A 6,694-nucleotide genomic window follows, 5' to 3' on the forward strand; every position below is an offset into this window, starting at 1 on the left:
GCGTGCCGCCGAAGTCCGCCCGCCTCAGCGCACGATCGGGTCTTCAGGTGTTCGTCCTACGACTTGACAGTGCAGAGCCCTAGCCCCTAGACTTTTCGATTCGCTGTTGTGTGATCTCGCCCATGGACCTCTCCGTAATTCGGGCGCCAGTGTCCGACGACCTCCGGGCCGTTGACGCGCTCATCCTAGAGCGCCTGCAGTCGGACGTGGTGCTGATCAACCAGATCGGCCACTATATCGTCGGCGGCGGCGGCAAGCGGCTGCGCCCGCTGCTCGTCCTGCTCGCGGCACGTGCCTGTGGCTACCATGGCACGTGCCATCACGAGACGGCCGCCATCGTCGAATTCATTCACACTGCCACATTGCTGCACGACGACGTCGTCGACGGCTCCGAGCTGCGCCGCAACCGCGACACCGCAAATGCGGTCTGGGGCAACGAAGCCAGTGTGCTGGTCGGCGATTTTCTTTACTCACGCGCCTTCGAGATGATGGTCGATGTGGGCGTGATGCGCATCATGGACGTGCTGTCCCACGCCACCAATCGCATCGCCGAGGGCGAAGTGCTGCAGCTGCTGAACGCCCACGATCCCGAAACCGATGAGGCGCGCTACATGGAGGTCATTCGGCGCAAGACGGCGACGCTGTTCGAGGCCGGCACGCGTCTGGGCGCCGTGCTCGCCGAAGTGCCGCGGGCGCTGGAAGATCGCATCGCAGACTTCGGATTGCATCTGGGCATCGCCTTCCAGCTGGTGGACGACGCCCTGGACTACGATGCCGACAGCGAGACCATCGGCAAGCACATCGGCGACGATCTGGAAGAAGGCAAGCCGACGCTGCCCCTGATCCGGGCCATGGCCGTCGGCACCGAGGCCCAGCGCAGCATGCTGCGCAAGGCCATCGAGGAAGGTGGGCGCGGTCGCATCGACGATGTCGTCGCAGCCATTGTCGACACCAACGCACTCGACTATACTGTCGAACTGGCCAGACACCATGCGCAAGCCGCCCGCGACGCGCTCGACGGGCTCTCTGATTCAGAGGCGAAGCGCTCAATGTTGGCCACTGCCGAGTTCGCCGTCGCCCGCACCTATTAATCGGGTCAACAGCGCTCAAACAGGTCCCGGCTGTCTGAGCAACTGCACATCAACTACAGCAAAACAGGCGACGCTCGCAGATCGCCAAAAGGCGAGGAATCGTCTGTCTATCAAGCACTTTCGGGGTGTAGCTCAGCCTGGTAGAGCACTGTCTTCGGGAGGCAGGGGTCGAAGGTTCGAATCCTTTCACCCCGACCATTTTCATCGACGAGTTAGATCATTTTCTGACCCCTCTGAATCAGCCACTGTGCAAAACAGTGTGCAAATGCGGTATCGGCGCTGCCGACTTCGGGCGGTCGAGGACGGCAACCGCTGATCCTGCACTGACCGGGTCGTCCATCGCCCGGGGTTCTACCCGGGTGCCCACTCTCTTCAGGCGCCGTACGCCAGCCATTCGCCCTCTCCGCCTTAACCCGGGCGGGTAAGCTGCGTCCGCACCATCGCCTGCGACCTCCGCACAGGTGCTCGGTTCCGCCACCCCAGGCTCGCGCTCAAGGCGAGGGCCAGGTTGGTCTCCGCGGCTCAGCGCAGACTCCCGACAACACCTTCCTGCAGCCCGCGCAGGGCTTTCAGGGCCGCCGGAAAGTCCAGCGCCCCGATGTGCCGCAGCAGGTCGCATGCTCCCCGGGCGCTTCGACGCCGACCCAGTCCTCCAATCAGGGCAGGTGCTCCAGGGCACGGGGGCTGTCCGCCTCCGGCAGTGCCTCGAGGTCGCGCAGGCGCTGCCTCAACTCCAGCCCCGGCTTTATGTCAACGCCCGCTGGCAGGAGTGGTCGACATTCAGCGACAACGAAGTCGGCTTCAGCAGCGACCGAGTCGTCGTCTCCGACCGCAAACTGGAATGACTCCTCGCATCGGGGCGTTGCTGCCGTCTGAGCTTTGAGCTGGACGTCCTTCGATTGCTTCCGGGTAACCTATTTCCCCGCTCAAGGACAAGTACCGGACCCTGGACTTACCGGTGGACGCGCAGAGGTCAGTTGCGGCCCTTGTGGTCCGCGAACGATGCAACAACGACGCAGCGATGACAGGAGCCACCATGGAAGCAAAGATCACGTCGACCAGCGTCTCGACCATGGCCTGCTCGGCCCTCGTGTGTCTCGGTATGGCCCTGTCGTCGGGCCCCGCGAGCGCCCAGGAGGTGCTGCCCTTCCCCGATCCGCCGATGGGCGGGGCGGTCGGCCCGACCATGCAGGAGTCGGTGCACCAGTGGCGCCAGGCGCCGCGGCGGTTACCGGAAGATGCCCCCAATCTCCTCATCGTCATGCTCGATGACGCGGGCTTCGGGCAGCCCGACACGTTTGGTGGTGAGATCCACACGCCGACGCTCACCCGCCTGGCCGAGGAAGGGATCGCCTTCAACCGATTCCACACCACGGCCATGTGCTCGCCGACCCGGGCCGCGCTGATGACCGGGCGCAACCACCACCGGGTGGGTGCGGGACAGATCGCCGAGTTCGCCAACGACTGGGACGGCTACACCGGCGTGATCCCGAAGTCGTCGGCCACCATCGCCGAGGTGTTGGGCCACTACGGCTACGCGACCTCGGCCTTCGGCAAGGACCACAACACGCCGGTGGACCAGATCGCCAACGGCCCCTACGACCGCACGCCGACGGGGCGTGGCTTCGACTACTTCTACGGTTTCATCGCGGGCGAGACCTCGCAATGGGAGCCCACGCTGTGGGAAAACACCACGCCCATCTCGATGCCGCACGTGGAGAATTACGAGGATTTCCACCTCACCGAGGCGATGGCGGATAAGGCGATCACCTGGATGCGACGCCACCTCGCCATCAATCCGGACCGCCCCTTCCTCATGTGGTGGACGCCCGGTGCCGTGCACGGTCCCCATCATGTCGCCCGGAAATGGGCGGACAAATACAAGGGCAAATTCGACGATGGCTGGGACGCCTACCAGGAGCGGGTGTTCCAGCGACAAAAGGCCACAGGCTGGATTCCCGAGCACGCCGAGCGGGCACCGCGGCCTGAGGGCATTGACGCCTGGGAAGACATACCCGACGACGAGAAGACGTTCCAGGCCCGGCTCATGGAAGTCTACGCGGGCTTCTTCGAGCACACGGATGCGCAGGTCGGCCGGCTCATCGACGAGCTGGAAGCGCGCGGCATCCGCGACAACACCCTGATCCTGTATCTCGTCTCGGACAATGGCGCCTCGGCAGAAGGTTTGCAGGGCAGCGTGGCCGAGCTGAACTCGCAGAACGGCATTCCCTCGACGGTTGCCGAGCACATCGCCGTCGCCGAGGAATTCGGCGGGCTCGATGCGATCGGCGGACCGCGAATGGACAACATGTACCATGCCGGCTGGGCCTGGGCCGGCGACAGCCCGTTCCGCTATACGAAGCTCGTAGCCGCGGACTGGGGGGGCACACGCACGCCCTTGGTCGTGTCCTGGCCGGCGCGGATCGAGCCGGACGCCACGCCGCGGCCGCAGTTCACCCATGTGAATGACGTGGTGCCGACGATCTACGAGATCCTCGGCATCACCCCGCCGAAGGTGGTCAACGGTCACAAGCAGGACCCCATCGACGGGGTGAGCTTCGCCTACACCTTCGCCTCGGCCGACGCGCCGGAGCGCAAGACGACCCAGTATTTCGAAGTCATGGGCAGCCGCGGCATCTACCACGAAGGCTGGATGGCCAGCACCTTTGGTCCGCGGACCCCGTGGGACGCGGATCTGTCGGGGTTGATCGGCTGGGAGCCCTCATCAGACATCTGGCAGCTTTTCGATACGCGCAGCGATTATTCACTGATGAACGATCTCGCCGAGAAGCATCCGCATAAGCTGCAAGCGCTCAAGGCGTTATTCATGGAGGTCGCAGCGGAGAACAAGGTGCTCCCGGTGGGTGGGGGGCTCTACACCGGCCTCAATCCGCAGGAGATGAAGCGGAGTACGAACACCGAGTGGACGCTGTTCGAGGGCATCACGCGCATTCCGGAGTCCGAGGCGCCGAACGTGCGCAACGGCAACCTGCGCGCCGAGATCGAGGCCGAGGTGCCAGAGGACGTCAACGGGGTGATCTTCGCCATGGGTGGTTATGCCGGCGGCGTCAGCCTCTTCGCCGTCGACGGTACGCTCTACTACGAATACAGCGCCTTGCTGCTCAGGCGCGACACGATCGAGGTGGGCCCGCTGCCGGCTGGCGAGGTCTCGATCGCGCTGGAAATGCGTACGCCCATGGAACGTGCGGCGCCCGCGGAGCTCAAGTTCTGGATCAACGGCCAACCGGCCAACGGCGGCACCGTACGCCGCACCGTCCCGGCCGTGTTCACCGCCTCCGAGACCTTCGACGTCGGAATGGATACCAGTTCACCCGTCGCCAATGCCTATTTCGACAAGGCGCCGTTCGCATTCGAGGGCAGGCTCGCGCGGCTGCACTTCGAGACCCTGGCGCCGCAGGCGGCCATTCCGGTGGTGCCGGATGACTGAAGCAGCGCTCCCCGGGAAGGGTCGTTCCATGTAGGGAACGACTTTCTGTCAAGTCCCAGGAGATTCTCGGGCCGCTTCCAGAACAGTTCAGGCCGTTAGCGCAACCACCGTCTGCGCCCTAAGAATACGCTCCGAGCCGACCGGGCTGGAAGATCAGTGAACTATCCCCGTGTAGCAGCGCTTGATCCCAAGAGCGGCGCGTATCACGCCGAAGTCTCCGGCTGTCTGCTCAGATCGTCCCACGTCCTGAGTGCCGGACACAGCCCACTTCACGGCGCTGTCCCCGAAAAGGCCGACCACCCCAAAAGAGGAGAACCCTCATGGCTCATCGCATCCGGCTCGAATCACTCGCGGCGGCCGCTCTGCTCGGCGCCGTGCCCGTGTTGCTCCCCAGTGAGGCCCTGGCACAGTACATCCCGCTGGGCGACCAGGAGTCTCTGTCGGAGGTCTATCCCGGCAAGGCCTACTCGCCCTACGCCCAGCGCAGTTTCCCGAGCCAGGTCTTTTGGGGAGACACGCATCTGCACACCGCGTTGTCCATGGACGCCGGACTATTCGGCGCCCGGCTCGGCCTGGACGACGCCTATCGCTTCGCCCGCGGCGAGGAGGTCATGGCCTCAAGCGGTCAGCCGGCGAAGCTCGGACGGCCGCTGGACTGGCTGGTGATCGCGGATCACTCCGACGGCATGGGGTTTATCACCGATCTCGCCGCGGGTAAGCCCGGCATTATCGCCTTTGAGCAGGGCAAGCGCTGGTACGAGGGCTTGCAGCAGGGGGGCGAGGCCTCGGCGGCCGCCGCGCTCGACCTGATCGGCACCTTCTCACAGGGGCAGATCGACCCCGAGATGATGGCGGAGTACTCACCCGGTGGTAAGACCTACGGCTCGATCTGGGAAGACGTCGTCGCTGCGGCCGAGCGCTACAACGACCCCGGACGTTTCACGACGTTGATCGGCTTCGAGTGGACCTCGCTGGTCGAGGGCGCCAACCTGCACCGCAACGTGATCTTCCGCGACGGGGCGGACAAGGCGGGGCGGGTCGTGCCCTACACGACCCAGGCGCCGATCGGATCGACCGATCCGCTGGATCTCTACGCCTGGCTCGAGAACTACGAGCAGACCACCGGCGGCAGCGCGCTCGCACTCGCGCACAACGGCAACCTCTCCAACGGGATCATGTTCCCGGTGGACGCCCAGTACACCGGCCGGAAGATCGATGCGGAGTACGCCCGCCTGCGCGCCAAGTGGGAGCCGATGTACGAAATCACCCAGATCAAGGGCGATGGCGAGGCCCATCCCTTCCTCTCCCCGGACGACGCCTTCGCCGACTACGAGACCTGGGACGTGGGCAACCTGGACCTCTCCGAGGCCAAGCGCCCCGGCATGCTGCAGTACGAATATGCCCGCGAGGCGTTGAAGAACGGGCTTCTGCTGGCGCAGCGTCACGGCACCAACCCCTACAAGTTCGGGCTGGCGGGCTCCACCGACAGCCATACCGCGCTGGCCGCCGTCGAGGAGGACAACTTCTTCGGCAAGGCCACCAACGCCGAGCCCAAGCCTGATCGCATGGGCCATCCCTTCGCCGAGAACGAGAATGGCGCGTTCCGGGGGGATATGCTGGTTGCTTCCGGCTACACCGGAGTCTGGGCCAAGGAGAACACCCGCGAGGCGATCTACGACGCCATGGCGCGCAAGGAGGTCTATGCCACCACGGGCCCGCGCATGATCGTGCGCTTCTTCGGCGGCTGGGATTACTCGGCGGCGGATCTCGACAGCCGTCAGCCGGCCTTTCGGGGTTACGAGAAGGGCGTGCCCATGGGCGCCGACCTGAAGGCCATGAACGGCGAGCAGACGCCGAGCTTCATGGTCTATGCGCTGCGCGACCCCATCGGCGCCAACCTCGACCGTATCCAGATCATCAAGGGCTGGCTGGATAAGGACGGCAAGACCCACGAGCAGGTCTACGACGTGGCCTGGTCCACGGGCCGCGAGCCCGACGCCGGGGGCGTACTGCCGCCGGTGGGCAACACGGTGGATGTGAAGAACGCCAACTGGACCAACACCATCGGCGCCTCCGAACTCGGCACCGTGTGGAGCGATCCGGACTTCGACCCGGCACAGCCCGCCTTCTACTACGCCCGGGTTCTGGAGATCCC

At 65.1% G+C, this 6,694-nt stretch carries 4 protein-coding genes and 1 tRNA gene; all 5 read left to right on the forward strand.

Annotated elements, in window-relative coordinates:
* The first annotated feature begins 122 nt into the window (after positions 1–122).
* Positions 123–1,091 carry a polyprenyl synthetase family protein gene (locus QZ588_RS08955; RefSeq protein ID WP_295541897.1) on the forward strand — a complete coding sequence of 323 codons (969 nt, stop codon included), beginning with the start codon at positions 123–125 and terminating at the stop codon, positions 1,089–1,091.
* Positions 1,092–1,212: 121 nt separating this feature from the next.
* Positions 1,213–1,289 (forward strand) — tRNA-Pro (locus QZ588_RS08960).
* 419 nt (positions 1,290–1,708) lie between these two features.
* A complete protein-coding gene (locus tag QZ588_RS08965) occupies positions 1,709–1,936 on the forward strand; it encodes a hypothetical protein (protein WP_295541899.1) in 228 nt (75 codons plus the stop codon).
* A 191-nt stretch (positions 1,937–2,127) separates the two neighbouring features.
* Positions 2,128–4,539, forward strand: a complete 2,412-nt coding sequence (locus tag QZ588_RS08970) for an arylsulfatase (RefSeq protein ID WP_295541901.1) — start codon at positions 2,128–2,130, stop codon at positions 4,537–4,539.
* Between the two features lie 320 nt (positions 4,540–4,859).
* On the forward strand, positions 4,860–6,694 hold a 1,835-nt coding region (locus QZ588_RS08975; protein WP_295541903.1), incomplete at its 3' end, for a DUF3604 domain-containing protein.

The sequence above is a fragment of the uncultured Thiohalocapsa sp. genome, from assembly GCF_913062725.1.
In the GTDB taxonomy this organism is placed as follows: domain Bacteria; phylum Pseudomonadota; class Gammaproteobacteria; order Chromatiales; family Chromatiaceae; genus Thiohalocapsa.